General features: G+C 35.0%; 1 protein-coding gene. It reads right to left on the reverse strand.

Annotated features, from left to right (window positions below; translation table 11 throughout):
- Positions 1-440: MFS transporter (locus BPMYX0001_RS28555; RefSeq protein ID WP_033799550.1), on the reverse strand; the 440-nt coding region annotated here is incomplete at both ends.

Genomic DNA, 440 nt, shown 5'->3' on the forward strand with positions numbered 1-440 from the left:
AATAGTGCGACTATCAGTGTAAAAAGCGCAGGAACAATAATGACTCCTTCTCCATGTTTATCAGATATCTTCCCTGCAAGTGGTCTAATTACTGTGAGCGTAACAGCATAAACTAAGAAAAAAGTACCAGCATTAACTTGAATATTTGACGCAAACAGTGGTAAAAATGTTGTAATGCCACCAAAAGTAAGGGATAGGAAAAATGTAACAATAGCGATTGGTAAAACAGTTTTTTCAAAAAATGATATTGGTTTTTTTGATGTATGTTGAACTGCTGGAATTTTTGTACCCAGCGAAAGTATGAATGCAATAAGTGCTAATGCTGTGCATAGAAGAAATAGATAATGAAATGAAAATGATTTTGCTAACCAAAGACCTAATATTGGTCCTATAGCCATACCTAAAGTCATTGCAAGTCCATACCATCCCATTCCTTCTCC

The organism is Bacillus pseudomycoides DSM 12442 (assembly GCF_000161455.1).
GTDB lineage: Bacteria > Bacillota > Bacilli > Bacillales > Bacillaceae_G > Bacillus_A > Bacillus_A pseudomycoides.